We start from the raw sequence: 26560 nt of genomic DNA, 5'->3' as shown, positions 1-26560 counted from the left end.
CTTACATATCAACAGCTTGAAGCCTCCTTGTCCGGGTCCCCTAAGCGGCCTCGGCCTTGTTCACGAGGGACATTGCGTAAGCCTCCGCCATGGGGGCGATCAACCTGTGCACCCCGAAGAAAATACTCCGGACTTCCGGGCCCTGCCATCCCTCCGGCAAGTATTCGAGCGGCAGGCCTGGGTCCCGATACGGGAGACGGCGCCACAAGGTCAGCATCGGAACGTAGTACCGGAACGCATCACGGCGAAGTTCTTCTGAGGATGCGGCCAGCGCCGCTGCTGGATCCTCTCCCACGTATTTCGTCCAGTCGGTGAGCGAATTCCGGTAATAGTCCATAAACTCGGAAATCTGGACGCCCAGCGCCTCCAGATCCCACCATTTGGCTACCTTGCTCCGCATATCCCCCTCTGCGGAATAGTTCCCGGTGAAGAACTCCACGTACTCGGCCAAGTCCCGGGCTGCCAGCCGACGCTTGGCGCCCTCACATACACCGGACGGGGCAATCCACACGCCAGGAGCCATAGCGCCGAAGCCCAGCCTGGTCAGTTCGGTACGCAGCTGGTGCCGGCGATCACGCATCGATTCAGGAACCGAGAAAATCGCCAGCACCCAGTCGCCGTCCGGCGTCCCCCTGTAAGGCGCGAAAATGCGTTCGTCGCCCTCATTCACCATTTCCAGCGAGCGTGGTGACAACTCGTACTTAGCCACGCCGCCGGCTTTGACGCTGTTCAAGACGCCTTTGGCCTTTAGACGTGACACCGCTGAGCGCACGCCGGGAGCGTCATGGCCCAGATCCCCGAGCATGTCGATCAGCACCGAGATGGGCAGAGCCGCTCCGCCTCCCCTCCCGTAGAGGCCGTAAATGGTGAGGATAAGCTGCTGGTGCCGGAGCGGTGGCGCCGGAACGGCAATCATGTCCTGTGTTCTCGTTTCTTGCCTGGATGCCTGCATTTGGGCCTATCTTAAGGGTTGGCGACGGCTGACCGTCAGTGGCCTTTGAACGCTTCGGCAAGCCACCACGCGCCGCCGTCGGAAGCAATACGGGCATCGATGACCAGCGGAGTCTCTCGCCGTCCGGCCAGCCAACCGGAGACAGCCTCCAGATCCCCGACACCCTTCACTACGATTCCTTCGGCGCCGTACCCACGGGCGATCGACGCAATGTCTGTCAGTGGGAACCGCACCACTTCGAGGTCCTCGTCGCTGGCATCAAAATGGTGGACTTCAGCCCCGTAGGCGGAGTCGTTGTAAACGATGACCACCAATGGAATATGTTTCCTGACTGCCGTTTCCAGCTCGGCAATGGACATCAGGAATCCGCCGTCGCCGGTGCCGAGCACCGGCAGCCTGTCCGGCCGCGCGGCAGCAGCGCCGATAGCTGTGTACAACCCCAGGCCGATGGATTGGAACGCCTGAGTAAAGCAAAAACCGAATTCGTCGGGGACGTCCAAGTACGTGCTGGGGTATCCCATGAAATTGCCGGAATCGATGGCCACGATGCGTTCGGTGGGCAGCAGTTTGTCCAACTCCCGGCTCAGGGTCCGTGGGTCGATGGCTTCCGGGGTGGACAGGTCTTCGGTCGCTACCGAGGTCCAACGTGCTTCAGCGGCAATCCGTTGGGCCATCTCCTGGTTACGTTGACCGGGGGTGCTATATCCTGCTGCCTGCAGCTCTGCCTGCACCGCTGCCGCTGTTTCTGCGCAGTCGCCCAGCACACCTAGGTCGATCGTGCGATTAGCTCCAAGGGCGCAGTCTTCCACATCCACCTGGACGACCTTCGCGTCCGCCGAAATCAGTGACCCGTGCCGCATCGTCCACATATTCAAGGCGCAGCCCCAGCCGACAATCAGGTCAGCGCCTGAAATGGTTTCCGCCGTAAACGGCGAAGAGAACCCACCGGAGATGCCAAGGTTGAATGGATCATTCTTGAACAGGCCGTGCGCGACGGCCGAGGTCGCCACGAGCGCACCTGAGATCTCGGCCAGCGCTGCAATCTCCTGGCCTGCGCCGCGGCCGCCTCGACCGGCCACGAAGACCGGTCGCCGGGCCCGTCGGATCAGTTCGGCGAGCCTTGTAACGGCCGTCGCATTCGGCCTGACCGGCTGCGGCGGATCGAGCGGCGATACTTGCCCGCCCGCAGCGACATCGATTCGAACGGACTGGAGGTCGGTAGGCAGCGACAGAACTACAGTGCGCCGCTCATTCACCGCGGTGCGGTAAGCCCGTACCGTGTCTGCGACTGCGCTCTCCGGGGAGTGTATCCGTTCGGGCACGGCGCCAACACTACGAGCCAGGGCGTCCTGATCTATGTTGAAATTCGACCGAGTCGCCGACGCCGCAGTATCGGCTGTAAGCACGATCATCGGCGTGCGGCTTTTGGCCGCCTCCCCAATACCCGTCACCGCGTTGGTCAATCCGCACCCCTGGTGCGTGGAAACGACTCCGACCTTGCCGGACATCCGTCCGTACGCATCCGCCATAGTCGCAGCGCCACCTTCATGCCGCGCCGCTGTGAAGGGAACTCCTGAACGGCGCAGCGCATTCGTGACGACGAAATTGCCACTGCCGACCACCCCGAAGACATGTCCGGCACCGAGCCGGGCCAACGTGGAACCGACAAGTTCGGCCACATTTTCCGGCCGACGCGTCCCTACCTTTTCCTGAACATGTCCCGGCGTATTGCGCGTTACCGTGCCACCAAAATTTTCCTGCGTATGGACAGTCATTTGGTCTCTTTCTGAAGAACTAGAGTGCTTCTGAGGGCGACAATCAATTGGTTGCGGTTAATTGGGTGCGGTCAAAGTCCAACAGGGCGGCACGCATGTGTTCCGGCCACGGCTGCGCTCGCTCCGCCCCCTGAGGGACGAAAACGGTGGTGAACGTTCCATAAGCCGCCAGGCCGCCGTCGGACTTCTCGTGCGGATGGCCGTGCACCTCGAACGCGAACGTCATCGATGTACGGCCAATCCCTTCCAAAGCCAATGTCGCAGTAATGCGCTGGCCGAACCAGAGTTTGGACCGGTAGTTGATGATCTGCTGCACGCGCGGCGCACTCGGAAAGTAGTCTGGAACAGCGAGTTGACGAAACAATTCCGCCTCGGCGGCCTCCACCCAGCGCATCACCGCAGAGTTATGCTGATGCCCAGCGGCATCAGTGTCGACCCACTCCACTGTTCGGTCGATACTCGCGCTCACTACTGGAGTGACTTCTTCGTGGCCCACGGTTCCCTCTCCTGACCGACGTTTCTTTCTACCCACCCATCATATGTCGTAAATTTTACGATCGTCTAGAATAATCAAGAAATTTGGGATCAGAAAAGACTCCGGACATGGCATCGCTGCCCATCAGGCAACGACGCCGATGGGCAGCGACATTCCAATGACTATTAGCCGTTATAGGCGAAGCGCTCCTGGAGGCGCACAGCCGTATGGTCGGGGTTCAGCAACAGGATGCTGATGGCACCGACCACCACCAAGTAGATGCCGATCATCCAGAAGGACGAATTCATCCCCTCGGCCAGGCGGGCAGCCATCTCTGCTGAGTCCGCGACGCCCTTGGGCGCCGGGAGGTAGCCGGCATTGTCCATGAGCATGCCCACCATGGCGGGCGCCACGACGCCGCCCATCGAGGCAAAACCCGTCAGCGTCGCCATGACCGCTGCCCTCTGCTTTGAACACACGGAGAAAGCCAACGCGGTCGGGGCCAGCGGGTAAGTCATGGCAAGGCCGGCACCGACGGTTACTGCGACGACGGCAGCGGCACCGCCAAGATGTGGCAGCAGCAGGAAGCACGCTCCGGAGCACAGCAGAGTGGCGCCGAAGAGCGCTCCGAGAGCCCAACGGACCGTCACGCCCTTCCGCATCAGGAAGCGCGACCCGTACCCGAGCACCAGAAGTGCTACTGCGCCAAAGACCCAAGGGAACGTTGAGACGAGACCGATCATCTCGGGCGACAAAGAGACGACCGACGCCAGGTACTTCGGAGACCAAGTTGTCAGGAAGCCTTGTGCCCAGAAACAGCCGGCTCCGGCCAGAACGGCGGCCACGAACATGCGCGTTCCAAGGACACGGCGGATCGGCACGATCTTAAGCAGGTCCGCCTTATCCGCAATGCTTTCCCCGTGGCGGGGCCGCCCGACCGCTGATCCGGCCTCTTCCTGCTTTGCTTCTTCGACGGAATCGTCCGTTTCGGATTCCGCGGTTTGACGGGAGGTGTGGCTATAAGGTCCCTCACGTCCGATAAACAGCCAGCACAGTGACCACAGGAGGCCGACTATGCCAAGGAACCCAAAGGCCCAACGCCAGCCAAGGGCGGGGTTGGCAATAATCCATGCGAGGACAGGTGCCGCGACGATCGGCCCCAGTGTCGAGCCGATGGCGACCATGCTGCTGGGAAGGCCTCGCTCCTTAGCGGAGAACCAGCCGTGTACGTGCTGCAGGCTGATCGGAGTCGCCGGCCCCTCGGCCGCGCCGAGTAGAATGCGGGTGACCAGCAACACCGCTGCGCCACCTCCAAACAGCATGGGGAACTGCAGTACCGCCCAGGAAACGCCCATGACCAGGAGGATCCACCGGGTGGGCACCTTCCCGGCAAGGAATCCGACAGCGATGGCGGCGATGGCGAACAGGAAGAAAAACGCACTGCCAATGAATCCGAACTCACCGGCAGTGAGTCCGAGATCGCGCATGGCCGGGTCAGCCACCAACCCGATCACGGCCTTGTCGGCAAAGTTGATGATCTGAAAGACCACCAGGGCGCCGGTCACCAGCCAGGCACGGCGGTTCATTTTTCCGTACTTGACCGCGGCGCGAAGGGTATGCGGCGGGATCTGGCTCTGGGTAGTCATGCGGCTGCCTCGGCTTTCTCCAGCGGCGTTTCGTGTTCAGGCACGACCGGAACCAAAAAGCAGTCATTGTCTTCGGCCACATGGACAGGTCCGTCAAAGTCCAGGCTGGCCACCTCCTGCATCTTCTGGACGTCTGCCGCACCCGGCGTATTCGGCACAATATGATGCAGCACCAGTTGCCCGACGCCGGCGGCCTGGGCCACCTTGCCAACCTCATCAAACGACGTATGCGATTCACGCAGATGAATCTCGATCCCATCGCGAGTGGGACCATCCGGGAACGTTGCCAGGATCGCCTGCAGGTCCATGACTTCGTGCAGCAGAAGGTCCGCTCCGCGCGCCAGCCGGATGCAGTTTTCGGAGTATGCCGTATCGCCCGACACCACCACCGACCCGTAAGCGGAATCGATTCTGAAGGCGAAGGCGGGAAAGCAGAGCCGGTGGTCCACGAGGATTGCCGTCACGGTTACCAGCTCATCCCGGTACACCTCGAACGGATCCATCTGCGGATGCCGCGCCTCGACCGGATCCGCATTGGCAGCTGCCGGGATCTCAATATCGTGTGCAGTGACCCAGTGGTGCGGCTCCTCGCGCCCTTCGTCCGCCATTCGAATGCAGATGTCGGAAGCAAATACCTTATCCAACAGGGCATCAACTACTTCGGTTGTTGCGGTCATTGCCCGCCCACCAATCCGAGCGCCGATCTGAACTGCATGCTCAGCATCCAGGGCAGGAACCCGCGCTGGACGTCCGGGGCCAAAGACTTCGATTGGGCGGCTGAACGACTCGCCCGGCACCTGCCATCCTGTCACTAAGAACGAACCTAGATCGTAGATATGGTCTGAATGGTGGTGGGTGAGGAATATCCCCCTCAGGTCCGACCACGCACAACTGGAACGATAATTGCGTATGCTGCCCATGCCGCAGTCGATGACGTAAGCCGCGTCGTCTACCTTGACGACAGTGCTGGTGCCGGCGCGGCTGCCCGAGACAATGGGACCACCTCCGGTTCCCAAAGTGTGGACGGTCATTCCTCGTACTGACTTGCTCATATTTGCCCCTCGTTTCCTCGATGTCGGGCGGTGCCACAGCTGGTCGAAGGAGTGCTGTGGCTTGGCGGATGCTTTGACGTCGGAACTAGCCGACAAGAGCGTGACTCAAATCATATGTAGCGTTTTTTGCGATCGCAATAGCTATTGCATATTGATTTTTCGTCTGCCATGCTGGCGGCACCTCATATTCGACGAAAGGACCGATTGTGGAACTGCAGCAAGACCAGGAAATTATTCTCGGTGACCTGCCCAAGGGCATCACCCTGGCCAGCGAGGCCATGGGAAATAAGACGTGGAACGTACTCGGCCACACATACCTCGCCAAGGTCGAAAGCTCATCAAGCTTCGCGTGGCTGTCTCTCGATCCCTCGGGCACCGGAGTTCCCCCGCATGTCCATCCCACGCAGGATGAGCACATTTTCATCATGGAAGGCGTCTACACGCTATACCTCGACGGAGGGTGGACCACGGCGGGTCCCGGCGACACCGTTCGTATGCCGATGGGCCTGCCCCATGCTTACTACAACAAGGGCGAAACTCCCGGGAAGTCGCTATTCTGGGTCAGTCCGGCCGGCAAGCTGTCCGAGCTCTTCGACGAACTGCATGACCTAACAGATCCGGAAGAAGTAGTCCGCCGTTCCGCCCTCCACGACGTGAACTTCCTGCCGCCGGGCTCAGTTCCCGGTGCTTGATAGCCGAACAGTGTGCTGGCGCAGGGAGTCTCATTCTCCCGGCGCCAGCCCTACGATAAGGAATCTTGCATGTCATCAGGACTTGTTGCTCCTGCGTTGCAGCTGGCGTACGGGCCCCACAATCAACAGACCGTTGAGTGCTGGGATCCTGCCGGTGACGCGCCTCCCCAGGGTGTAGCCGTTCTCGTCCACGGCGGCTATTGGCGTGCGGCGTTCGACGCTTCGCTCATGGCTCCCCTGGCCCTTAACCTGACGCAGAGCGGTTGGGCCGTCGCCAATGTCGAGTACCGCCGGCACGGCAACGGGGGCGGCTGGCCGACGACTGGGGATGATGTCAGGGCTGCCGTTGCTGCCGTCGCCGCCACATCTTGGCGCGAACAATGTGAGGGGCCGGTAATCGGCGTCGGCCATTCTGTCGGCGGGCAATTGGCGTTGCTGGCGGCGGATTTGCTGGACGCAGTCGTCGCTCTGGCCCCGGTCACGGATGCCGCCCGCACTTACCGCGAACGGCTGGGCGAAGATGCCGCAGCAGAATTCTTCGGCGTTTCCCCGCAAGAGGACCCGGCTGTCTACGAATCGGCGTCGCCGCTCAGCCGGCTCCCACTATCAGCTCCGACACTCGTAGTGCACGGAGCCACGGACCAGCGGGTTCCCGTGGGCCACTCGATGGACTTCGTCGCGCGCGCCCAGGAGGCCGGAAGCCACATCGATTTTGAATCTCCGTACGATTTGGACCATTTGGCCGCGATCGACCCCTCCACCCGGTCATGGCGCTCCGTACGCGACTGGATGGCGCACGTCGGTTCTCAGTTTCCTCGCGTACGGACCAGCTCTCTGGCGTAAGCCGCTGCCGGTTCTTCAAGAATTCCGTGCAGTGTCAGGAACGCCTTCTTGGCGCGCGGTGCTTTCCAACCTTCCGGCAGGTATTCCAGAGGAAGGTTCGGATCCTGGTACGGAAACTTCCGCCACATCGTCAGCATGGGAACGTATGTGTGGAAGGCATCCAACCGGTCCTCGATAGAGAACCCTGCGGCGAGACTCACACGGCGCTGCCATTCTTGGACGAGACCCTCATATCGGTCGATGAACTCTGAATACTCCTGATCCAGCGTCTGCAGGTCCCACCATTGTGAAACGTGCTGCCGAATGTCTCCGCCCTTAAGATAGTCACCGGAGAAGTATTCGGTGTAGCCATCCAGCTTCCGGGACGCCAACCGCTCCATTGCCTGCTCCAGCCCAGTGCTTGGCGCGATCGCTACTCCCGCAGCGACAAATCCGAATCCCAGACTGGTCAGTTCGGCCCGCAGTTCATAGCGCCGGTTGCGTTCCGCCTCAGGAACCGAAAAGACCACAAGCGCCCAGGGATCGCCCGGTTTGGAGCGCTCCGGCGCGAAGATCCGCTGATCGTAGGCGTTAAAGATGTCTAGGATATCCCTGGACAGCGCATATCGAGCTACGCCGTCCTCTTTCTGGCTGAGCAGGATGCCCTTGGACTTGAGCCTGGATACTGTAGACCGGGCTGCCTGCTGGTCAATTCCCAATGCGGCGAGCATAGCAATCAAGGTGGAGACACGCAGCGAACCGCCGGCACCTTCAGCATAAAGCCCGTACAACGTCACAATGAGCTGCTGGTGTTGCATGCGTTGGGTGCGGGGCGGCGCCATGGAGAATCTGCTCTATTCACTGTCGATCGGGGACGTACCCATCCTATGAGTACTGCAGGCAAGGTCCCATGCATCTCCCATAGGCTCAGCGCGGATGTCACAAATCAGGACCCGCCGGCGCCCTATGTGTACATCGCCAACAGCAAGGGAGAGAGCGGTGTCTGCATATCAGCGAGTAGTCATTCTCGGAGCCGGTTATGCGGGGGTCACGGCGGCCAATCGCCTGGCCGGCAGTAAGAGCCGAGCCGGCAAGGCGCAGGTGACCGCGGTCAATCCGTACGCGGAGTTTATTGAACGGATCCGGCTGCTGGAGGTGGCTGCCGGAAGCCGGGAGTCGGCAGCAGTGCCGATGGCTTCTTTGCTGAACCCGGCCGCCGCCGTCGTTGTTGGAACAGCAACGCGGATCGATCCGCACGCCCGGCTGGTGCAGTTCGCGGATGGCCGCGAACCGCTGGCATACGATCTGCTGGTTTATGCCGTGGGCAGCGCCGCCACTCACTATGCCTACCGCCGGACCGACCATTACGGCGAAGTCATTGCCTCCCTCTCCACTCCGTGCCTTGAGCGCCCGGAAGAGCACCAGATGGTCCGCTCCGAGCTGGACCCTGAGTTCGGCCTGAGCAGCCAGTACTACACGGACGACGACGGCACGTAGCCCGGTTGTCTATTCCTCCACGTGGAGCCGCAACTCGGGAAAACTCACCGAAACGGTGACCCACAGTGCCTGCTCGTCCACACGATCGTAATGGTGCACCACGAAGTCCCGGTTTCTGGCCGCCTGACGCCAAAGGGGATGGGCGAATCTTGCCTCATCAGCTGCGATGAGCCTTTTCGCTAAGTCTCCAACACGGTTGCATAATGCTTCAAAGGCAAGACGCAGCGCAAGATCTGTATCGTAGGCCGCGCGCCCTCGCGCTACCAGTTCAGCCGCCTGGTCAAGGTTCACGGCCAGATCAGACAGCCACCGTTCCGTCCGGTCCTGGTTCGGGAGCATTACAGTTCCAAAGCTTCAGAAAGGATGTTTTCGTCGCGGACGGGATCCAGCCCTCGCCGCGAGATGACATCGACCGGATGGCCCAGCAGCTCCTCCATGTCCTCGGCGAACTGTGCCAGATCAAAAAGGCTCGCCTCAGGATTGGGCATGACGAGGAGGTCCACATCGCTGTCAGCTCGCTCCTCTCCACGAGCGACTGACCCGAATACCGCGACAGATTCGATACGGCTAATGTTCGCGAGCTTCTTGACCAGCCTCGTCCGCTGTCTCAAGAAGTCGAGGACTCCCAAGGATGCGGTTGCTTGACCAACGCACAGGCTACGGTACTGGCGGATCGGTACGATCGCGGCATCGGCCTTCCGATGTGAACCCACTAAAACGGGTTCAGCCTCGGGATCAAGTCGAAAATGCTTCAGCACTGTTGGGAGTCTCATTCGGGCCTCGGCAACAGTCAGAACTTCCGAAGCCGCCATGTCATCCGGTGTCCCGGCTGCATCTCTGGTTGCATTCGCCATAGCTCAAGAATAGAAGTTGCGGCGAAAGGTGTACATAAATTTGTACATCCACATCGCGTGGCTCTTGCACCAAAAGCTATGGACGATACACACGCGGTGTGTTGGACTGAGGCTGGCGCTCCGCTTTGCCGCCGCGCCGGGATTGTCCATCAGCCGCAACAGGCCGGCTCCGGCCGGCCGCCGTGGAAGGAATGTACTTATGCCCACCTACCAGATCGGTTATTTCGTCGGGAGCCTGGCCAGCGGCTCCATCAACCGCACTCTCTCGAAGGCTCTGATCAAGCTCGCTCCGAAGGACCTGGAATTCAACGAGATTCCCATCAAGGACCTGCCCCTTTACAGCTCGGATTACGACGCCGATTTCCCCGCCGAAGGCCGGGCACTGAAGGAAGCGGTTGAAGCCGCAGACGGAATCCTGTTCATCTCGCCCGAATACAACCGGTCCATCCCCGGTGCGTTGAAGAACGCGATCGACTGGGGCTCGCGTCCGTGGGGAACCAACTCCTTCGCCCGCAAGCCCACCGGCATCATCGGCGCTTCACCGGGCGGCATCGGCACGGCCGTCATGCAGTCAAGCATGCGGAGCGTGCTGAGCTTCCTCGACGCCCCGCAGCTCAACACCCCCGAGGCCTACATCAGTTTCAAGCCGGAAGCATACGGCGACGACGGCGAGGTCAAGGACGAGTCCACGCAGAAATTCCTGCGGCACTACATGGACGAGTACTGCGCCTTCGTCCAGCGTGTCCTCGATGCCAACGCGGCCGGACACATCGGTGACGAGGACGCCGCTTCGCGCAAGTAATGACGTCCAGCCCGCCGTCCCGCCGCGCCTTCGAATCGATTTACTTAGATCGCCTTGCCGGGGTTGAGGATGCCCTGCGGGTCCAGCGCACGACGGATGGCGTGCTGGACCTCAAGCGAGACATCGCCGAGTTCGTCCCGGAGCCAGTCGCGCTTGAGCAGGCCCACGCCGTGCTCGCCGGTCAGTGTTCCGCCCAGGCTTTGGGCCAGCCGGAACATTTCGCCCAGTGCCGCTTTCGGCGGCCCTTCAGTCACTGATTCATGCGGATCCACCACGATAATGGGGTGCAGGTTGCCGTCCGCGGCGTGGGCAATTGTAAAGATGCGCACCCCGGTCCGCCGAGAGATGTCCGCCAGCCCAATGACTGCTTCGGCCAACCGGCCCCGCGGTACACCGATGTCCCCGATGGATACCCGGCCCATCTTTTCGAGCGAAGGAATGGCTTCGCGCCTGGCCGTCAGGAGCGCCTCTGCCTCCGCCGAATCGGCCGCGCGCTCCAGTTCGGCGGCGAAGGGCTCGACGGCGTTGACCAGCACGTCCATCTCGAGGTGGGCGCCGAAGCCGTCCCAGCAGGAAAGCACCGCCGCGGCTGCGGTAGTTGGTTCCCAGCGCGGCGTCGATGGCGGCGAGGGTCGGGCCGTCCACTAGTTCCAGCACCGAAGGCTGGAGCCGCGCGGCGATCACCGCCGAAGCTGCCGCGGCTGCGGCGGCAACGTCGGGGAAGAAGGCGGCCACGGTCGCCGTCGCTATTGGTAGTGGACGCAAGCGGAGCGTCGCTTCAACGACCACGCCGAGAGTGCCCTCCGATCCGATCATCAGTGCGTTCAGGTCGTAGCCGGTGACGCCCTTGATAGTGTCGCGGCCCGTGCGCAGTTCGCGCCCGTCGGCCAGCACCACGCGCAGCCCGAGCACCGATTCGCGGGTCACGCCGTACTTAGCGCAGCGCATGCCGCCCGCGTTGGTGGCGATATTGCCGCCGATCGAACAGATTGCTGTACTGGCCGGGTCCGGCGCGTAGAACAGCCCGTGTTCGGCCACGGCCGTGTTGAGATGAGCGTTCAAGACGCCGGGTTCGACGACGGCGATCTGCTCGACCGGATCGACGCTGAGGATGCGGTTCATCCGCGAGAGATCCAGCACCACCTCCCCCGCGGACGCTGAGGATGCACCCGCCAAACCCGTTCCGGCACCCCGCGGCACCAGCGGAACCTTGTGCGCGGCCGCCAGTTCCACCGCCTGCACAACGTCCGCCACCGATTCGGCAAACACCACCCCGTCCGGCAAGGACGGCGGGACAAAGCCCGAGCGGTCCGTGTTGGCCGCGGCCCTGTCCCCATAGTCCACAGATGCCCTGTGGGCAGCATCCAGGACGGCGGCTGACGCCCCCAGGACCTCGGGAGAAACATCCATTCCCACGAAAACTCCTTCGTTTCCTCCGGCAAGTGATGCCGATCATACTGCATTGACCGCTGACGGGATTTTGCTCGGTTCAAAGTGTTGACCCGGACCGCACCCAGGCGGATACTTGCCTGATCCGGCTGGTCATTGGGGAACGCTGGCCCGGCGTTATGTGCCGCCGGTGGAAAGCGGGTGCGCCATGCAACGCCGCCATCGAATCGCCGCATTGCTGTCCATCGTGGCCTTGAGCCTCGCCGGGCAGATCCTCCCCGGCGCGGCGAACGCCGCTCCGGCATACAACATGCGCAATGGGCCGAATTACACCGAACGGGTGGTGCTGACGTTTGATGATTGCCCACGGACGTTGTCGGCCTACAGATCAGTGCTCAACTACGCGCGACGGGAGAACATCGGGCTGGTGCTGGCACCATCAGGCGATTGCATAACCAGTTTTAGGCGCGAGTACGGAACCGATATTGTGTCGCTGGCCAGGCGCCACGGCCAATACGTCATCAATCACAGCATTAGCCACAGGGATCTCCGGCAGTTCGACTGTGCCGGAGCGGCTGCCGAGCTGCGGGCCCCGGGGGTTGTCACCAACTTTGGCCGGCCGCCGCACGGCGGGCTCAACGAGGCCGTCCTCTGCGGCTACCGCAAAGTCGGCATGCTGCCCTGGCTCTGGACCGGCAGCACCAGGGACTGGACCGGCCTGTCCAGGAGCGAGGTGGTCGATTCCGTCGTCGCCCTTGGCCGAAAGGGCGGCACAATCCTCATGCACATGCAATGGCGGGGCTTCCATCCTAGGGCGCTGGACCGGATGAAGGAGGGATTGGAAGATAAGGGACTCCGAGTTTGCCGGGCCTATGGAGGCGCAACCGGGCGCATCACCACCAGCCCGGCGCTCCTACCGCTACGGTTACCTTGCTGATCGGGCCGAAATCGCTAAGACCAGCAGGGCGTCCTCAGACCCGGATCAGGAGCTTGCCGAAGTTGCGCCCCTCGAGCAGCCCGGCGAAGGCCGACGGCGCGTTCTCCAACCCGTCGACAATGTCCTCGCGGTACTTCATCCTGCCGTCCGCGACCAGCTCAGCCATGTCCCGCTGGAAGTTGTCCCAGTGCTTCGCCCGGAATTCCGTCTGGATGAAACCGCGCACGGTCAGGCTCTGGTTCAGGACGGTGCGCATGAAACCGGGTAGCCGGTCCGGCCCCTCCGGAGCGCCGGTCGCGTTGTACTGCGCAACCATTCCGCACACCGGCATCCGCCCGTACAGGTTCAGCAGCGGCAGCACGGCCTGGAGCACCTTGCCGCCCACATTCTCCCAGTAGACGTCGGTCCCGTCGGGGCAGGCAGCCTTCAGCTCGTCCGCGAAAGAATCCGAGCGGTGGTCCACGGCGGCGTCGAACCCCAGCTCATCAAGCAGGTAGGCGCACTTCTCCGGCCCGCCGGCGATGCCAACCGCACGCGCTCCCGCGGCACGGGCCAACTGCCCGACGGCGGAGCCTACCGGTCCGGCTGCCGCCGCGACCACAAGGGTCTCCCCTGCCCGGATGCGTCCGATTTCCGCCATGCCGGAATAGGCGGTGAAGCCCGGCATCCCCAGCACGCCCAGCGCGGTCGATTCCGGCTGCCCGTTGTCGCTGACCGGACGCGAGTATTTACCAGGAACGACGGCGGCGCTCTGCCAACCGCCGTACGTCGCCACCAGCTGGCCCGGCTTAAAGTCGGGGTCGCGGCTCTCGACGACCTCGGCAACCGTCTCGGCCGGAAGGACGTCGCCCAACGGCGTCGGCGTGGCATAGGACTTCGCCGCGCTCATCCGCCCGCGCATGTAGGGGTCCAGCGAGATGTACCGGTTGCGCACCAGTAACTGCCCGTCGGCGAGCGCGGGAAGCTCTGCGGTTTCCGTCCGGAAAGTCTGATCCGTCGGTACACCATGCGGCCGCTCGGCCAGCACGATTCGGGTGGTGTTCGTCGTGGAGTTCGCAGAAGTAGCCATCAGTTCAGGCTAGGCGGAAGCCGGCGGACTGTCACCACGGCCGATAACGCCCCCACCGCCGCTGCATCTCCTGCCGGCCGGAATGCATCCCCAGTCAGTCGTCAGATTCCGCGTCTGCTGATGCACCTTGCGGGAAGTGGAACTTCCGGTGCAGTGCCTGGACGTCGTCGGCCAGCTCCGTTGCCGGGCCGTCGACCTCCACTCCGGGTGCGACGGCTTGGACGGGCAATGGGTTGACCGGTCCCGGCGCCACATCCCACTCCTTCAGCCAGTTGCCAAGCTGCTCGGAGGAAGCGGCGTAGACAATCCGCCCCAGCCGGACCCAGGCGTGCGCGGCCGAGCACATCGGGCAGTGCTCGCCGGAGGTGTAGACGGTGGCCGCTGCGCGTTCCATGGGGCTCAGGTTGCCGGCGGCCCAGCGCGCAATCTCGAACTCCGGGTGCCGCGTCTGGTCGCCGTCCTTGACCCGGTTGCGATCCTCAAAAAGCACGTGGCCCCCGGCGTCGACGAGAACCGAGCCGAAGGGTTCGTCGCCGTCCTCGAGTGCTTCGCGTGCCAGGTCGACGCATCGACGCAGGTGTTCAAGATCGGTCTCGGTGATAGCCATGGTCTCGATTATGGCCCATGGCCTTTTGCCTATGGAATGGTCCAAGATGGCCACATGGGTGATCTTATCGATTTCCTGCTCGCGAGGATCCAGCAGGACGAGGCTCGGATACGGGCGCTGATGACAGACGTCGGCATGGTGGGACAAACGGTCCTGCGGCACCACCTCGCACAGAATCTGGCCGAGTGCGATGCCAAGCGGCGGATGATCGCCCATGTGAGGGACGTTGACTGGGACCACGAACCGGCCAGCGACTACGACTATATGCTGGCCTTTCTGCAGCACATGGCGCTTCCCTATCAAACCCACACCGGCTACCAGTCCGCCTGGCGGCTCTAGAGAACCGGAACGGCGGCCGGGCAGGTGGATTCACCATGCCCGACCGCCGTCCGATAGCCGCTTTCCGCCGTCGTCGGTTTCCCGCCGTCGTTAGCCGGAAACTGAGGCGGTTTCCTTCGCCTCGGCGTGGTCTGCGATGACGCCTGCCTTGAACGTTTCGTAGCGGGCTGCGTGGAGCGGGTTGCGGCGCAGGATCGCCCACGCTGCGCCCAGAACTGCGAACCAGATGGGCGTAATCAGCAGGGCCAGCAACGTATCCGGTTGTGTGGTCAGCGCCCACAGCACGAAGCCGAAGAATGCGAAGACCACCCACACCATCACCGGGCCGCCGGGCATCTTGAATTTGGAAGCCTGGTGCAGGCCGGGCCGGCGCTTGCGGAAGGCCAGGTAGCTGGCCAGGATGATGGACCAGACGAACATGAAGCATACGGCGGAAACCGTCGTCACCATGCCAAAGGCCTTGCCGACGTCGTCGCCTGCGTAGAGCAGGGCCACGGACGCGAACAGCAGCACGCAGGTCAGGAACAGCGCGTTGCGCGGCACCTTCTGCAACGACAGCTTGCTGAAGATTGACGGAGCATCTCCGTCCTGCGCGAGGCCAAATACCATGCGCGAAGTTGAGTAGATGCCGGAGTTGGCACTCGACATGGCGGAGGTCAGGACCACCAGGTTGATCACGGTCGCTGCCATGCCCAGCCCGGCCAGCGAGAACATTCCGATGAAGGGGCTGTGTCCGGCCTCGAACTGGGTCCAGGGAGTGACTGCCATGAGGATGATGAGTGCGCCTACGTAGAAGAGCAGGATGCGGATCGGAATCGAGTTGATGGCCTTGGGGAGGTTCTTCTCGGGATCTTTGGTCTCGGCAGCGGTGGTGCCCACCAGTTCAATGCCTACGAAGGCGAACACGGCGATCTGGAAGCCGGCCACGAAGCCCATGAACTCGTTGGGGAAGAAGCCGCCGTGGATCCACAGGTTTTCGACAGTGGCCGGGCCGGCCTCGGACTTGAAGCCCGAAAGGATCATGAACAGACCGGTAAGGATCAGTGCCACGATGGCGACGATCTTAATCAGCGCGAACCAGAACTCCGTCTCGCCGAAGGCCTTGACCGTAACCAGGTTCAGCACCAGCAGGATGCCGATGGTGACCACGCCCGGAATCCACAGCGGAATGCCCGGAACCAGTTCGTTGGCGTAGCCTGCGATGGCGATGACGTCGGCAATGCCGGTCACGACCCAGCAGAACCAGTAGGTCCAGCCGGTAAAGAATCCGGCCCAGGGGCCCAGCAGGTCACCCGCAAAATCGCTGAAGGACTTGTAATGCAGATTGGACAGCAGCAGCTCGCCCATCGCCCGCATCACGAAGAACAGCATGAAGCCGATGATCATGTAGACGAAGATGACGGAGGGTCCGGCCGCGGAGATGGTTTTCCCCGAGCCCATGAAGAGCCCCGTGCCGATGGCACCGCCGATCGCGATCAGCTGGATGTGGCGGTTGCTCAGCTGTCTTTCCAGATGGGGTGCCCCGGATGACTGCACTGTTGCATCTTTCATTTACTACTCCTTCAGAGCGAGGATATTTCGCATGGCTGCATGGCCCTGGGTGTGGGTTGCATGCAGGTTCAGACGGCCGGTCGCTTCCCCATGTCGGCGACCGGCCCCTGGGCAGGGGCCCCGCGGTCCCTGCCCAGTCCCGGTTAGGCGCCGGCTGTTGCCAGCGGTGCCACGTTCGGGTACAGCGGGTGCGCGGCGGCCAAGGCCTCCACACGGTGGCGCAGATCGGCGAGGCTTGCCTCGTCCTCAGCGATCAGCGCCTCAGCAATGATGTCAGCTACCTCGATGAAGGCTGCTTCGCCGAAGCCGCGGGTAGCCAGCGCGGGCGTTCCGATCCGCAGGCCGGAGGTGACCATCGGCGGGCGCGGGTCGAAGGGAACAGCGTTGCGGTTGACGGTGATGTCGATGGCCGCGAGGCGGTCCTCGGCTTCCTGGCCGTTCAGTTCGCAGTTGCGCAGGTCGACCAGCACCAGGTGCACGTCGGTGCCGCCGGAAACCACGGAAATCCCCTTGGCGGCGACATCGGGCTGCATCAGGCGTTCGGCCAGGATGCTTGCTCCGGCCAGCACGCGCTCCTGGCGTTCCTTGAACTCCGGCGATGCCGCGATCTTGAAGGCCACGGCCTTGCCGGCGATGACGTGCTCCAGCGGCCCGCCCTGCTGGCCCGGGAAGACTGCCGAGTTGATCTTCTTGGCGACGTCGGCGTCGTTGGTCAGGATGATGCCGCCGCGCGGGCCGGCCAGCGTCTTGTGCGTGGTGGAAGTGACAACGTGGGCGTGCGGCACCGGGCTGGGGTGCAGTCCGGCGGCCACCAGGCCGGCGAAGTGCGCCATATCCACCATGAGGTAGGCACCGACGGCGTCGGCGATCCGGCGGAATTCGGCGAAGTCCAGCTGGCGGGCGTAGGCGGACCAGCCGGCCACGATCAGCTGCGGCTTGTGCTCGTGGGCCAGGCGCTCCACTTCCACCATGTCGATCCGGTGGTCATCTTCGCGGACCTGGTACGGAACCACGTTGTACAGCTTGCCGGAGAAGTTGATCCGCATGCCATGGGTCAGGTGGCCGCCGTGGGCCAGGTTCAGCCCCATGATTGTGTCGCCGGGCTTGATCAGCGCGTGCATGACCGATGCGTTGGCCTGGGCACCGGAGTGCGGCTGGACGTTGGCGTAGGCCGCCCCGAACAGGTCCTTCACGCGGTCGATGGCCAGCTGCTCGATGACGTCGACGTGCTCGCAGCCGCCGTAGTAACGCCGGCCCGGGTAGCCTTCGGCGTACTTGTTGGTCAGCACGGAGCCCTGCGCCTGCATGACTGCGGCGGCGGTGTGGTTCTCCGAGGCGATCATTTCCAGGCCGTCACGCTGGCGGGTGAGTTCGTCGTCGATCTTGGCGGCGACCTCGGGGTCCAGCTCGGACAGCTGGCTATTCAGGCTCGGGGACACGACCTGCTGGAAAGTGGATGGTGACTGGATCGTCATAAGGAACTCCATATTTCAGGCAGCGCACAACACGCCACGATGATTCGGGTTCCTCCCCGCTCTGTCTGGGACCTGAGAGTTTCCGCCGCCCGTGGGGGCCGCTTGCACCGTCGGTGAGCCGGTTGCCCGGCTGCTTTCCAGAGTTGCCTAGCCGCGGCGGTACGTGGGCCTGAGAGATTCCTGGGGAGGAGTTGCTCCTACGGCGCCTGACGAACGTACCGGCAGGACTCTCCCGCCGCAGATCAAAAGCGTTGGGCCACAGCTTCGTGACCCGCCTCACACAGGTTAGCGGCAGGGCAGGAGCTAACGCAACATCATTTCTTAACTGCCTAGTCAGCGGCGGATCCGCTGCAGGCAACGTGCGACGCCGGCACTCACCTGAGTGCCGGCGCCGCCTGGGCAAGCCCTATTGCCCGGTGCCCGTCTGGTCGCCTTCGGTCACGCCGCCGTCCACCGGTGCCGGATCGACGGCGCCGCCGTCAGGGGCGGTTTCCTGCTGGCCCGTGTCCTGCTGGCCGGCGCCCGGGTCGGTGACGACCTCCGGCTCCGCCACTTCGCCGGTTTCGGAGCCTGGCGCCGGAACGGGTTCAGGCACGGTCTCCACCGGCGCAGTACCGTCGTTCTGGCCGGTGGCAGGATCCTCGACTCCCGTCGATCCGTCCGTACCGCCGGAAGTGCCGTCGGTGGTCCCGGTCTGGCCGGCGCCGTCGTCGACCTGCCCGGGCTCAGCATCGCCGGGCTCCGTGGTTTCGCTGCCATCCTCGGCCGGGGCCGCGGTGCCTGTCAGGACGCGGCCCAGGGTGGTCTGCTGCTCGGCGGCCGGGGCGCTGCTGGTCGACGATGCCACCAGCGCCGAAATGGGCTTGCTGGTTCCCAGTTCGACCATCGTGATGCCGGCCATGGCAATCAGGAAGGAGGCTGCGCTGACCACTCCAATCTTGGCCCAGGTCCGGGGCGTGAACCGGCGTGCGGTGAGCTTCGCCTTGAAGTCCGCGACGGCGCTGGAGACACCGGCACGCTCGGTTCCGTCGTCGCTCGCCGGCAGGCCGCCGTTGCGCAGGCCGCGCAGCCGCGGCACGGGCAGGGTCTTCTTGGCCGCGACGGCGGCAGAACTCAGCGTCCTGGCGTAGATGGCTGCCGCTACCGTGGCGATGACCGAACCGAGGGCAGCGCCGATCAGCGTTCCCGCGACACCGAGGAAGGAACCCGCAAAGGCCGAGGTCACGGCGGCCAAGGCGGAGGCAATAGTTTGGGCACCGTTGAGGCCGAGGAGTTTCGGCTTATCTTCGGCGGAGGAGTCTTCAGCCATATTTCACACACACTTCAGGTAGGTAAAGTTACGGAAAGGTAACGCCGGCTCCTCCGATCCGGTTCCCTGCCTACCGCGTTTCTATGTGAGATGCTGGTCACATCCGGTGCGCGTTGACCATCACCCCAGATCAGGGCGTGACAGCGTCCTCCGCGCCTGCGCCGCAGCTTCAGTACCAGCCGTGCCCGCGTCCTCGTCCTGGCCCGCTTCCACCTCAGCCGCAACCTCTGCGGCCGGCTCCTCTTCTTCGGGCAGGGTCACCAGCAGCGCGGTTCCCTGGTACGGCTCCAGCTGGATGTAGAAGCTGTGCAGGTCATCCACGCTCCCCACTTCTTCGCCGCTGAACAGATCGGTCACCAAGGCCCCGGTTTCCAACTGCTCGGAGCGCACCGTGCCGGCCATCTCCTGGTCCGAGAAGTTCAGGACGGTGACTTCGCAATCGCCCGATTCAAGCTGGTGCACCATGACCAGCATGCCCCGGTGCGAGACGTCCGGAACATCGAGCAGCGCACTCTTCGCGATGCCGTACTGCTCCCGGACGGCCAGGATTTTGGCCAGCTGCCGGGCAAACGATGACTCGTCCGCGAGCTGGTCCGGCAACGTCCCGTACAGGCTGACAGCCCTGGGCATGCCGGAGGTCGGGGCCTGCCCGGTATGGTTGACGCCCATCAGGTCATGGGCGCCCCGGTTGATCCAGCGGGTGTCGCCGCGGGACAGCAGCGGAGCTACCTGCGACCGGTCCAGGGTCAGCATGCCGCACAGGTCCCATCCGGAGAGCGCGAAGACGCCCGGCTGCAGCGCGTTGTACATGGCCAGCAGCAGGTGCACCTTGCGGACCTCGATGGTCTGCTCCGGCGTGATGGTGCTCAGGTCCTTGATGCCCAGCACCGCCGTGATCACGCTCGCCGTCGTACAGGCAATGCCGTTGGCCGTAAAGACCAAGTTATAGGGAGCGGCTTCCCCGGTGATGCCGTCCCGCAAGGTCTGCTGCACCTTATGGGCCAGTTCGGCGCCGGTCATTTCCTCGCCGTCGAGCTCATAGATATCGTCTTTATGCTTGGTGGTGAAGTGCACGAGTTCATAGGTCAGCTCGTCATGGTTCTGCAGCGCGTGGACCAGGGAGGCCTGGTCCACACCGATCTCCATGGCCAGGCGCAGGGTCAGCCGGAGGAATTCGGTATCGGCGGTGACCAGGGCGTGGTGGTAGCCGGGGCGGGTGACAAAGTCGTAGGACAGGTCGGGGCCGTTGGCGGACGTGGACTTGATGTCGTCGATGCTCAGGTTCAGTTCCTGGAACGTGAAGCCGCCGACCTTGCGGACCATGCTGCCGATGATCTGGTTCGCGGCCTCGGAAATCGGATGGCCCTCCGACCAGCCCGGCGTTTCCTCGGCACTCTTCTCCACGCCCAGGAAACCGTTGGCGTCCAGCCGCAGGGCGCCGGTACCCAGGTCCACCAGCGAGTGCAGGGCGTCGCCCATCACCAGGCGCATGCCGGAGAAGGTGGGATCCAGCCAGTTGATCGACGGCTGACCCGCCTTGAAGTAGTGCAGGTACACCCACCGCCGCATTTGGCCGGTGGTATCCAAAACCGGGCCGGTGGCGCTCCAGTTGGTCTCCTTGACCCCGGGCTCGTAGAAAATGACCCGCTGCAGCTCGCCGATGATGTAGCCGGCCTTCTGGAGGGCGCGTTCGGTTTCGGCGTCGATGTTGACCGCGTCTTCGCCGTCGGGCACGTCCGGCAGCAGGTGCCAGTCCGACTCGGGGATGTCGATCATGTGGTAAATGCCCGGGTAGTCCCGGAAGTTCATCTCGGCCAGCCGGAAATCCGCACCCTTGCCGGTGTGCCCGGGCACGATGTCATCCACAATCGTTCCGCCGTGGTCATTGGCGACCTGGCACATCTCGCGGAACTCGTCCTCGGTGCCGAACATCGGATCAATCGCCATGCTGATCCGGTCGAAGTGACCGTCCACACTCGGCGTCTGCTCCCAGCCCGAGAGCCCGCCGGCGAGTTTCACCGGCCCGGTATGGATGGCGCTGATTCCGATCTGCTCGAACGCCTCCCACAAGCCGGGGTCCCCCAATGCTCCGAGGAAGGACTGCCCGGGCTTGGTCATGAAGGACAGCGGGTAGGCGGTGAACCACACCGAGGCCCGCTCCACCGCGGCCCGCGGGTTCGGCCAGGCGAAGGGGTTCTGCCACATGCTGGCCTGGCCCGAGAGCTGGCGGCCCAGCACCTTGGCGTCGCCGAGCATGGACTGGTTGCGCAGCCACTCCACGTAAACAGTGTTGCGGGCGTCCGGCTCAAAGGGCGGCTGGCCCGGGTTAAAGTGCCGCCGCCGGGCCTTGGGGCGCAAAGCCCGCGGACGCGCCGGGTAGAACTGCTCATCGAAGTTGATCTCCGGGATGTGCGCCTCGAGCGCTTCCTCCTGCACGGCATCCAGGTCGGCAGCTTCGGAGCCGCCACCAGAGCCGTCGTCAAGGTGTTCCGTCGAAGAAAGCGAATCGACCATCGAGATATCTCCTTGATCATCCTGCAGGCACCGGCCAGTACTGACTTCTTCCACACTGCCAGACGCAGGGAAACCAGACCAGTGCACCTCCGCAATCAGGCGTGCAACGGATAAAACCGCGGCGTGGCGGCGTAATGTCCGCAGAGTCACATCCGGTTCTGGATGATTAGCCACTATTCATGCGTTTGCATAGATAGAAGCCGGCCAAACAGCCGGACCATCAAATGGGAAAGAAGGCAGAACATGCAACGGTTCTCAGGTAAATCCGTCATTATCACCGGCGCCGGATCAGGGCTCGGCCGTGCGGCGGCACTCCAAGTCGCCAAGGAAGAGGGCAAGCTGACCCTGGTGGATCTGAACGAGGCCGGCCTGAAGGAGACCGCGGAAGAGATCCGTCAGGTTGCCCCCGATGCCGAGGTGCTCAACGTTACCGCCAACGTCGCCAACGAGTCCGAGGTCGAGAACTACGTCGCCGAGGCCGTCAAGCGCTTCGGCAGGATCGACGGGTTCTTCAACAACGCCGGCATCGAAGGCAAGCAGAACGCCACCGAGGACTACGGCTCCGACGAGTTCTCCAAGGTCGTCAACATCAACCTCAACGGCGTCTTCTACGGCCTCAAGCACGTCCTGAAGGTCATGAAGGAACAGGGCTCCGGCTCCATCGTGAACACCGCCTCCGTCGGCGGCATCCGCGGCGTCGGCAACCAGTCCGGCTACGCCGCTTCCAAGCACGGCGTCGTTGGGCTCACCCGCAACTCGGGCGTCGAGTACGGCCAGTACGGCGTGCAGATCAACGCCATCGCCCCGGGCGCCATCATGACCCCGATGGTCGAGGGCTCGCTCAAGCAGATCGACCCGGAGAACTGGGAAGAGGTCGGCAAGGGATTCGTCGAGCCCAACCCGATGAAGCGCTTCGGCAAACCCGAAGAGGTAGGCCACCTGGTCGCCTTCCTGCTCTCCGGCGACGCGGCCTTCATCAACGCCGCCGTCATCCCGATTGACGGCGGCCAGTCCTACAAGTACTAACCCAAACCCAGCCGCCGCCGTCGTCGTTGTGAGGAAATAACGACGGCGGCGCCCGGCCGGGCTCAACGTACAGTGAGCAGATGACGCCAACTTCGAAGTCGATGGCGACCACCAAGCTCCCTGCCGGCACGCTCGGCCTGGCCGCGCTGCTTACCGCCAGCGCCGCGAACCACTTCGTCAGGCCCGGTTTCTACTACCCTGTCGTTCCAGCGGCCATCGCTACTGCCTCGGGGCCGCTCACCCGCGATGGCTGGGTTCAGATCAGCGGAGCGCTGGAATTCGCAGCCGCCGCCGGACTGCTGCTCCCGCAGACCAGGCGCATGGCGGGCATCTCCACCGCAGTGATGTTCGCCGGTTTCACCGTCGGACACCTCAGCGCCCTGAAGCACGCGTTCGGGCCGACGGGCACCAAGCGGGCACGCATCATCCATAGCCTCCGGCTGCCGTTGCAGGTTCCACTCGTGGTTTGGGCGTGGCGCACGCGGCAGGTCTGATCCAACGGTGGAAGGCCTCAGGCTCTGTGGCTGCTAGCCACGGTCGACCATCCTAAACGTGAACGGGCGAGTAATGGTGCCGCCATTCTCCGGGCCATTGTTACGATAAGTCGAACCGCGCCCTCCGCTTGGGTGCAGGCACCTTGTGCAGCCGCCAACTGCCGTGGAAACGCCTGGAGAAACCGAGGAAACAATGCCAGCATCCGTCCTGCTGACCGACGAGCAGCGCACCCGCATGCATGATCTCTACCGCCAACTGCACGAGCATCCCGAGCTCTCCATGCAGGAGCACCGGACCGCCGCACTGGTTCAGGCGGAGCTGGAGCAATACGGGATCGACGCCTTCCCGTGCGGCGGCACCGGCGTCGTCGGCGTCCTGCGCAACGGCGAAGGACCGGTGGTGGCGTTCCGCGCCGATATCGACGCGCTGCCGATTAAAGAAGACACCGGCCTGCCCTATGCCAGCACGGCCACCGGAACTCTGGCGGACGGCACGGAAGTTCCCGTCATGCACGGCTGCGGCCACGATGCCCACGCCGCCGCCCTCTTGACGGCCGCGCAGCTCCTGGCCGGCATCAAGGACCAGTGGGCAGGAACCGTCGTGTTCATTTTCCAGCCCGGCGAGGAAACCGGGGCGGGCGCCAAGGCGATGGTGGAGGACGGCCTGTGGGAGAAGGCGCCGAAGCCTGAGCTGGTCTTCGGCCAGCATGTCATGCCGGGGCTCGCGGGCACCGTTCAGTACGTGCACGGGCACCCGATGACCCAGGCGGATTCGTGGAAGGTCGCCCTGCATGGCCGGCAGTCCCACGGGTCGCAGCCGCAGGACTCCATCGATCCCATCGTGCTCGGCGCCCACATCATCACCCGCATTCAGACCATCGTGTCCCGCGAGGTGGATCCCCGCCGCTCTGCCGTGGTCACCGTCGGCACCTTCCACGGCGGGCTGAAAGAAAACATCATTCCCTCCAGCGCCGAATTCACCCTCAATGTCCGCACCTTCGACGAGACTGTGCGCGCCACCGTGCTCGGCGCGCTGCGGCGGATCATCAAGGCGGAGGCCGATGCGTCCAACGCGCCCGAACCCACCATCGAGGTGCTCTCCTCCTTCCCTCCGAATTCCAACGACCAGCAGGCAACCGACGACGTCGTCAATGCCTTGCGGCAGGAACTCGGCGAAGCCGACGTCATCGAGGGCGAACCCGTGATGGCCTCGGAAGACTTCGGCAACCTGGTTGAGCCCATCGGCGTTCCTTCCGTCTACTGGTTCTTCGGCGGCCATCCGGCGGAAGCCCTGGCCGCCGACCGCATCCCGGTCAACCATTCGCCGCTCTTCGCTCCGGTAATGGAACCGACTCTCTCCACCGGTGCCCGCGCCGCCGTTGCCGCAATCCTGTCCAAGGTCGGCCTTGAGCGCTAGGCAGCAAGGGACGCGGCCGTGGACATCCTGCTGATACTGGATCTTTTCGGTACGTTCTTCTTCGCCATGTCCGGCTGCCTCCTGGCCGCCCGCCGGAACTTCGACATCGTCGGCTCCCTCCTGCTCGGATCCCTGGTGGGGCTCGGCGGCGGCGTCATCCGCGACCTGATCATCTCCCAGTCCGTCCCGACCGCCTTCGTCGAACCGATCTACCTGGTTGCCCCGGTCCTGGCAGCCGCCGTGGTGTACTTCCATGTGCTCGGTGTCCAACGGTTCCGGCGGACCCTGCTCATTTTCGACGCCGGCGGGCTGGCCCTGTTTTGCGTCACCGGCACGCTGAAGGCCCTGGATTCCGGCATGGGCCCAGTGACTTCGGCTGTGCTCGGAATTACGACGGCGGTGGGCGGCGGCGTGCTGCGCGATGTGGTGGCCAACGAGGTGCCCCAGATCTTCAACCCCCGCGGCGTCTACGCCGTCCCGGCCATGCTCGGCGCTTCGCTGGTCACCCTGCTCTCCCAGCTGGGCTGGTTCAACGCCTACACCGGCACCGCGATTGCCGCCGTCGTTTTCTTGTTGCGCGTGCTGTCCCTGCGGTTCGGCTGGCGCGTGCCGCTCGCGGGCGGAGCGAAGAACCCGAGCTCGGCCACGGACTAAGCGCCTCTCCGCCATTCAAAACCCCGCCGATCATCCGTAGGCTGAAGTTTCCGACGTCGTGAGAAAGAGGTCTGCCATGAAGGCTGCACGCTACTACGATCAGAGAGATATCCGGATCGAGGACATTCCGGAACCGGAGCTCAAGCCCGGAACCGTCGCCATTGACGTGGCTTGGTGCGGCATCTGCGGCACCGACCTGCACGAGTACCTCGAGGGGCCCATCTTCATTCCGCCCAAGGGCTCTCCACATCCCATCTCCGGTGAAGAGGCGCCGGTGACTATGGGACATGAATTCTCCGGCACCATCACCGCCCTTGGGGACGGCGTGACCGATCTCGAAGTGGGCCAGAACGTCGTCGTCGAGCCTTACATCATCCACGACGACGTCGATACCGGGCCCGGCGCGGAGTACCAGCTGTCCAAGGACATGAACTTCATCGGGCTCGGCGGCCGCGGCGGCGGTCTGTCCGAGAAGATCGTGGTCGAGCGGCGCTGGGTCCACGCCATCGGGGACATTCCCTTGGATCAGGCTGCTCTGATCGAACCGCTGTCGGTTGGCCACCACGCCTTTGTCCGCAGCCAGGCGAAGTCCGGCGACACCGCCATTGTCGGCGGTGCGGGTCCCATCGGTTTGCTGACCGCCGCCGTTCTCAAAGCCTCCGGCCTGACCGTCTACATCTCGGAACTCAGCGAGGCCCGCAAGAAGATGGCCCGGGACACCGGCGTGGCGGATCAGGTGTTCGACCCGCGGGAAGGCGACGTCGCGGCAAAGGTCCGCGAACTGACCGGCGGTAAGGGCGCTGATGTCGGCTTCGAGTGCAGTTCCGTTCCGGTGGTCCTGGACATGCTGATGGACGCGGTCCGGCCCGGCGGCGTCATCGTCAACGTCTCGATCTGGGGCCACAAGCCAGAGGTGGACATGCCGTCCCTCGTGCTCAAGGAGATCGACCTGCGTGGCACCATCGGCTACGCCAATGACCACGCCAGCACCATCAAGCTGGTCCAGGAGGGCAAGCTCGATCTGGCCCCGTTCATCACCGCCAAGATTCCGCTGGACGAACTCATCAGCGGCGGCTTCGAGCAGCTCATCAACAACAACGAGGAACACGTGAAGATTCTGGTGAACCCGAACGAATAACCGCGACGCAAGCAACCCTCCGCTGAGTAACGACGGCGGAGGGTTGCGTTGCGTCTGGCGGCCGGACTGCTGCG

25 protein-coding genes, 1 pseudogene and 1 riboswitch are annotated in these 26560 nt (G+C 63.6%); of the genes and pseudogenes, 11 read left to right on the top strand and 15 right to left on the bottom strand.

Annotated elements, in window-relative coordinates; genetic code table 11:
• Positions 1-40: 40 nt before the first annotated feature.
• The 5 genes from AC3A4M_RS08900 to AC3A4M_RS08880 all read right to left on the bottom strand — a co-directional run bounded on the left by AC3A4M_RS08900 (position 41) and on the right by AC3A4M_RS08880 (position 5900).
• Complete coding sequence (locus AC3A4M_RS08900; protein ID WP_498735336.1) at positions 41-916, bottom strand: PaaX family transcriptional regulator; 876 nt, start codon at positions 914-916, stop codon at positions 41-43.
• Between the two features lie 71 nt (positions 917-987).
• Positions 988-2727 carry a thiamine pyrophosphate-binding protein gene (locus tag AC3A4M_RS08895; RefSeq protein WP_498735334.1) on the bottom strand — a complete coding sequence of 580 codons (1740 nt, stop codon included), beginning with the start codon at positions 2725-2727 and terminating at the stop codon, positions 988-990.
• Positions 2728-2770: 43 nt separating this feature from the next.
• Positions 2771-3223, bottom strand: coding sequence for an acyl-CoA thioesterase (locus AC3A4M_RS08890; protein WP_498735333.1), 453 nt, complete (start codon positions 3221-3223; stop codon positions 2771-2773).
• Positions 3224-3387: 164 nt separating this feature from the next.
• Entirely contained in the window at positions 3388-4848 is a 1461-nt protein-coding gene (locus tag AC3A4M_RS08885; RefSeq protein ID WP_498735332.1) for an MFS transporter, read from the bottom strand.
• Positions 4845-5900 carry an MBL fold metallo-hydrolase gene (locus tag AC3A4M_RS08880; protein WP_498735330.1) on the bottom strand — a complete coding sequence of 352 codons (1056 nt, stop codon included), beginning with the start codon at positions 5898-5900 and terminating at the stop codon, positions 4845-4847. The genes AC3A4M_RS08885 and AC3A4M_RS08880 overlap by 4 nt, the downstream gene beginning before the upstream one ends.
• A gap of 206 nt (positions 5901-6106) precedes the next feature.
• Here AC3A4M_RS08880 and AC3A4M_RS08875 point away from each other — a divergent pair, with 206 nt between their 5' ends.
• Both AC3A4M_RS08875 and AC3A4M_RS08870 read left to right on the top strand, forming a co-directional pair.
• On the top strand, positions 6107-6592 hold the full coding sequence (locus AC3A4M_RS08875; protein WP_498735328.1) for a cupin domain-containing protein: 486 nt from the start codon (positions 6107-6109) through the stop codon (positions 6590-6592).
• A gap of 69 nt (positions 6593-6661) precedes the next feature.
• A complete protein-coding gene (locus AC3A4M_RS08870) occupies positions 6662-7435 on the top strand; it encodes an alpha/beta hydrolase family protein (RefSeq protein ID WP_498735326.1) in 774 nt (257 codons plus the stop codon).
• Here the strand turns inward: AC3A4M_RS08870 and AC3A4M_RS08865 are convergent.
• Positions 7399-8256: a PaaX family transcriptional regulator gene (locus AC3A4M_RS08865; protein WP_498735325.1), complete on the bottom strand. Its 858-nt coding sequence runs from the start codon at positions 8254-8256 to the stop codon at positions 7399-7401. The two genes, AC3A4M_RS08870 and AC3A4M_RS08865, sit on opposite strands and share 37 nt — an antisense overlap.
• 157 nt (positions 8257-8413) lie before the next feature.
• Here AC3A4M_RS08865 and AC3A4M_RS08860 point away from each other — a divergent pair, with 157 nt between their 5' ends.
• Positions 8414-8911 carry an FAD-dependent oxidoreductase gene (locus tag AC3A4M_RS08860; protein WP_498735323.1) on the top strand — a complete coding sequence of 166 codons (498 nt, stop codon included), beginning with the start codon at positions 8414-8416 and terminating at the stop codon, positions 8909-8911.
• 9 nt (positions 8912-8920) lie between these two features.
• Here the strand turns inward: AC3A4M_RS08860 and AC3A4M_RS08855 are convergent, their stop codons facing one another.
• On the bottom strand, positions 8921-9250 hold the full coding sequence (locus AC3A4M_RS08855) for a HepT-like ribonuclease domain-containing protein (RefSeq protein WP_498735321.1): 330 nt from the start codon (positions 9248-9250) through the stop codon (positions 8921-8923).
• Positions 9250-9765 carry a nucleotidyltransferase family protein gene (locus AC3A4M_RS08850; protein ID WP_498735320.1) on the bottom strand — a complete coding sequence of 172 codons (516 nt, stop codon included), beginning with the start codon at positions 9763-9765 and terminating at the stop codon, positions 9250-9252. The genes AC3A4M_RS08855 and AC3A4M_RS08850 overlap by 1 nt, the downstream gene beginning before the upstream one ends.
• A gap of 199 nt (positions 9766-9964) precedes the next feature.
• Between AC3A4M_RS08850 and AC3A4M_RS08845 the strand changes: the two genes are divergently transcribed.
• Complete coding sequence (locus AC3A4M_RS08845; RefSeq protein WP_498735319.1) at positions 9965-10567, top strand: NADPH-dependent FMN reductase; 603 nt, start codon at positions 9965-9967, stop codon at positions 10565-10567.
• Between the two features lie 44 nt (positions 10568-10611).
• Here AC3A4M_RS08845 and AC3A4M_RS08840 read toward each other — a convergent pair.
• Positions 10612-11977 (bottom strand): annotated as a pseudogene (locus AC3A4M_RS08840) (FAD-binding oxidoreductase).
• A gap of 115 nt (positions 11978-12092) precedes the next feature.
• Here AC3A4M_RS08840 and AC3A4M_RS08835 point away from each other — a divergent pair.
• A complete protein-coding gene (locus tag AC3A4M_RS08835) occupies positions 12093-12893 on the top strand; it encodes a polysaccharide deacetylase family protein (RefSeq protein ID WP_498735317.1) in 801 nt (266 codons plus the stop codon).
• 34 nt (positions 12894-12927) lie between these two features.
• Here the strand turns inward: AC3A4M_RS08835 and curA are convergent, their stop codons facing one another.
• Together curA and AC3A4M_RS08825 are read right to left on the bottom strand one after the other, a co-directional pair.
• Complete coding sequence (curA, locus tag AC3A4M_RS08830) at positions 12928-13962, bottom strand: NADPH-dependent curcumin/dihydrocurcumin reductase (protein WP_498735316.1); 1035 nt, start codon at positions 13960-13962, stop codon at positions 12928-12930.
• Between the two features lie 94 nt (positions 13963-14056).
• Positions 14057-14569, bottom strand: coding sequence for a nucleoside deaminase (locus tag AC3A4M_RS08825; protein ID WP_498735315.1), 513 nt, complete (start codon positions 14567-14569; stop codon positions 14057-14059).
• 54 nt (positions 14570-14623) lie between these two features.
• On the opposite strand from AC3A4M_RS08825, the gene AC3A4M_RS08820 reads away from it, so the two are divergent.
• Positions 14624-14908, top strand: coding sequence for a DUF6221 family protein (locus AC3A4M_RS08820; protein WP_498732441.1), 285 nt, complete (start codon positions 14624-14626; stop codon positions 14906-14908).
• A gap of 90 nt (positions 14909-14998) precedes the next feature.
• Here the strand turns inward: AC3A4M_RS08820 and AC3A4M_RS08815 are convergent, their stop codons facing one another.
• The 4 genes from AC3A4M_RS08815 to treS all read right to left on the bottom strand — a co-directional run bounded on the left by AC3A4M_RS08815 (position 14999) and on the right by treS (position 21757).
• The gene (locus tag AC3A4M_RS08815; protein WP_498735314.1) at positions 14999-16459 is read right to left on the bottom strand and encodes an amino acid permease; all 1461 of its coding nucleotides are present in this window, start codon (positions 16457-16459) and stop codon (positions 14999-15001) included.
• Positions 16460-16602: 143 nt separating this feature from the next.
• Entirely contained in the window at positions 16603-17934 is a 1332-nt protein-coding gene (gene glyA / locus AC3A4M_RS08810) for a serine hydroxymethyltransferase (protein WP_498735313.1), read from the bottom strand.
• Positions 17935-18081: 147 nt separating this feature from the next.
• Positions 18082-18179: riboswitch (glycine riboswitch) on the bottom strand.
• Between the two features lie 161 nt (positions 18180-18340).
• A complete protein-coding gene (locus AC3A4M_RS08805; RefSeq protein ID WP_498735311.1) occupies positions 18341-19243 on the bottom strand; it encodes a hypothetical protein in 903 nt (300 codons plus the stop codon).
• Between the two features lie 120 nt (positions 19244-19363).
• Complete coding sequence (treS, locus tag AC3A4M_RS08800) at positions 19364-21757, bottom strand: maltose alpha-D-glucosyltransferase (RefSeq protein ID WP_498735309.1); 2394 nt, start codon at positions 21755-21757, stop codon at positions 19364-19366.
• A 243-nt stretch (positions 21758-22000) separates the two neighbouring features.
• Here treS and AC3A4M_RS08795 point away from each other — a divergent pair, with 243 nt between their 5' ends.
• From AC3A4M_RS08795 to AC3A4M_RS08775, 5 genes are all read left to right on the top strand, one after another.
• Positions 22001-22783, top strand: coding sequence for an SDR family oxidoreductase (locus AC3A4M_RS08795; RefSeq protein ID WP_498735307.1), 783 nt, complete (start codon positions 22001-22003; stop codon positions 22781-22783).
• 80 nt (positions 22784-22863) lie between these two features.
• Positions 22864-23277: a DoxX family protein gene (locus tag AC3A4M_RS08790; protein ID WP_498735305.1), complete on the top strand. Its 414-nt coding sequence runs from the start codon at positions 22864-22866 to the stop codon at positions 23275-23277.
• Positions 23278-23470: 193 nt separating this feature from the next.
• Positions 23471-24694, top strand: a complete 1224-nt coding sequence (locus AC3A4M_RS08785; RefSeq protein WP_498735303.1) for an amidohydrolase — start codon at positions 23471-23473, stop codon at positions 24692-24694.
• Positions 24695-24718: 24 nt separating this feature from the next.
• On the top strand, positions 24719-25348 hold the full coding sequence (locus AC3A4M_RS08780; RefSeq protein ID WP_498735580.1) for a trimeric intracellular cation channel family protein: 630 nt from the start codon (positions 24719-24721) through the stop codon (positions 25346-25348).
• 76 nt (positions 25349-25424) lie between these two features.
• Positions 25425-26486: a 2,3-butanediol dehydrogenase gene (locus AC3A4M_RS08775; protein ID WP_498735301.1), complete on the top strand. Its 1062-nt coding sequence runs from the start codon at positions 25425-25427 to the stop codon at positions 26484-26486.
• The last annotated feature ends 74 nt before the right edge of the window (positions 26487-26560 follow it).

The sequence above is a fragment of the Arthrobacter sp. Soil_C_60 genome (assembly GCF_057656375.1).
The sequence above is the reverse complement of the archived record's forward strand: the minus strand, read 5'-3'. Positions and strand labels throughout refer to the sequence as shown.

What these genes read in the sequence shown, in the direction of transcription:
- AC3A4M_RS08790 (WP_498735305.1), top strand. Translation starts at nt 22,864, where the DNA reads ATGACGCCAACTTCGAAGTCGATGGCGACCACCAAGCTCCCTGCCGGC.
- AC3A4M_RS08900 (WP_498735336.1), bottom strand. Translation starts at nt 916, where the DNA reads ATGATTGCCGTTCCGGCGCCACCGCTCCGGCACCAGCAGCTTATCCTC.
- AC3A4M_RS08850 (WP_498735320.1), bottom strand. Translation starts at nt 9,765, where the DNA reads ATGGCGAATGCAACCAGAGATGCAGCCGGGACACCGGATGACATGGCG.
- AC3A4M_RS08815 (WP_498735314.1), bottom strand. Translation starts at nt 16,459, where the DNA reads ATGAAAGATGCAACAGTGCAGTCATCCGGGGCACCCCATCTGGAAAGA.
- AC3A4M_RS08845 (WP_498735319.1), top strand. Translation starts at nt 9,965, where the DNA reads ATGCCCACCTACCAGATCGGTTATTTCGTCGGGAGCCTGGCCAGCGGC.
- AC3A4M_RS08825 (WP_498735315.1), bottom strand. Translation starts at nt 14,569, where the DNA reads ATGGCTATCACCGAGACCGATCTTGAACACCTGCGTCGATGCGTCGAC.
- AC3A4M_RS08795 (WP_498735307.1), top strand. Translation starts at nt 22,001, where the DNA reads ATGCAACGGTTCTCAGGTAAATCCGTCATTATCACCGGCGCCGGATCA.
- AC3A4M_RS08880 (WP_498735330.1), bottom strand. Translation starts at nt 5,900, where the DNA reads ATGAGCAAGTCAGTACGAGGAATGACCGTCCACACTTTGGGAACCGGA.
- curA (WP_498735316.1), bottom strand. Translation starts at nt 13,962, where the DNA reads ATGGCTACTTCTGCGAACTCCACGACGAACACCACCCGAATCGTGCTG.
- treS (WP_498735309.1), bottom strand. Translation starts at nt 21,757, where the DNA reads ATGGTCGATTCGCTTTCTTCGACGGAACACCTTGACGACGGCTCTGGT.
- AC3A4M_RS08865 (WP_498735325.1), bottom strand. Translation starts at nt 8,256, where the DNA reads ATGGCGCCGCCCCGCACCCAACGCATGCAACACCAGCAGCTCATTGTG.
- AC3A4M_RS08855 (WP_498735321.1), bottom strand. Translation starts at nt 9,250, where the DNA reads ATGCTCCCGAACCAGGACCGGACGGAACGGTGGCTGTCTGATCTGGCC.
- AC3A4M_RS08805 (WP_498735311.1), bottom strand. Translation starts at nt 19,243, where the DNA reads ATGGCTGAAGACTCCTCCGCCGAAGATAAGCCGAAACTCCTCGGCCTC.
- AC3A4M_RS08885 (WP_498735332.1), bottom strand. Translation starts at nt 4,848, where the DNA reads ATGACTACCCAGAGCCAGATCCCGCCGCATACCCTTCGCGCCGCGGTC.
- AC3A4M_RS08775 (WP_498735301.1), top strand. Translation starts at nt 25,425, where the DNA reads ATGAAGGCTGCACGCTACTACGATCAGAGAGATATCCGGATCGAGGAC.
- AC3A4M_RS08820 (WP_498732441.1), top strand. Translation starts at nt 14,624, where the DNA reads ATGGGTGATCTTATCGATTTCCTGCTCGCGAGGATCCAGCAGGACGAG.
- AC3A4M_RS08785 (WP_498735303.1), top strand. Translation starts at nt 23,471, where the DNA reads ATGCCAGCATCCGTCCTGCTGACCGACGAGCAGCGCACCCGCATGCAT.
- AC3A4M_RS08870 (WP_498735326.1), top strand. Translation starts at nt 6,662, where the DNA reads ATGTCATCAGGACTTGTTGCTCCTGCGTTGCAGCTGGCGTACGGGCCC.
- glyA (WP_498735313.1), bottom strand. Translation starts at nt 17,934, where the DNA reads ATGACGATCCAGTCACCATCCACTTTCCAGCAGGTCGTGTCCCCGAGC.
- AC3A4M_RS08895 (WP_498735334.1), bottom strand. Translation starts at nt 2,727, where the DNA reads ATGACTGTCCATACGCAGGAAAATTTTGGTGGCACGGTAACGCGCAAT.